Source organism: Kocuria palustris (assembly GCF_007666205.1).
Taxonomy (GTDB): Bacteria; Actinomycetota; Actinomycetes; order Actinomycetales; family Micrococcaceae; genus Kocuria; species Kocuria palustris_A.
Genome location: NZ_VDOR01000043.1, coordinates 1 through 943 on the forward strand (window position 1 = coordinate 1; position 943 = coordinate 943).

Annotated in this window: 1 protein-coding gene; it reads left to right on the plus strand. The window is 72.0% G+C overall.

Going from position 1 to position 943, the window contains the following annotated elements:
* Window position 1: 1 nt before the first annotated feature.
* On the plus strand, window positions 2-943 hold a 942-nt coding region (locus FSY66_RS12420; RefSeq protein ID WP_144795401.1), incomplete at its 3' end, for an IS481 family transposase.

Sequence of the window (943 nt, forward strand, 5' to 3'; positions counted from 1 at the left end):
CATGGTGTTGCGCCACCTCGACGACGGGATCCCCAAGGCCCACGTGGCCGCCGAGTTCCGCGTCAGCCGGCCCACGGTGGCGACCTGGGTGGCCCGCTACCTCGAGTCCGGCGAAGCCGGGCTCACCGACCGGCCCTCGACCCCGCGGCACAGCAGCACCCGCACCCCGGCGGCGGTCGTCGACCTTATCGAGACGCTCCGCCGGGGCCGCAAATGGTCGGCGCGGCGCATCCACCGTCACCTGGCCGACCGCGCCGTGGCGATCAGTCTGCGTACCGTGGGCCGTTGGCTGCACCGACTCGGGATCTCCCGGCTGCGCGACCTCACCCCCGCAGGCGAGAACTCCCGCAGGGCCCCGGGACGCATCCGCGCCGCCTGGCCCGGGCACATGGTCCACCTGGATGTGAAGAAGGTCGGCAAGATCCCCGACGGCGGCGGTTGGCGGGCCCACGGCCGCGGATCCACCGCCGCGAAGGCGGCCAAGCGCGGGCCCGGAGCGAAGGTCGGCTACACCTACCTGCACTCCGCCGTGGACGGCTTCTCGCGGCTGGCCTACACCGAAGCCCTCGACGACGAGAAGGCGGTGACCACGATCGGGTTCTTCTGCCGGGCGAGGGCCTTCTTCGCCGCCCATGGCATCAGGCGGCTGCACCGGGTCGTGACCGACAACGGCGCCAACTACCGGGCCCGCGACTTCACCCGCTGCGTGGAAGCCCTCGCCGGCCGCCACCAGCGCATCAAGCCCTACACGCCGCGGCACAACGGGAAGGTGGAGCGGTACAACCGCCTGCTGGCCGACGAGGTCCTCTACGCCCGCCCCTATTCCAGCGAGCAGGCCCGCCGGGACGCGATCGGGGTGTGGGTGAACCACTTCAATTACCATCGGCCCCATACCGCCTGTGGCGATCATCCCCCGGCCTCACGCGTCCCGGCCCCTGCCAAT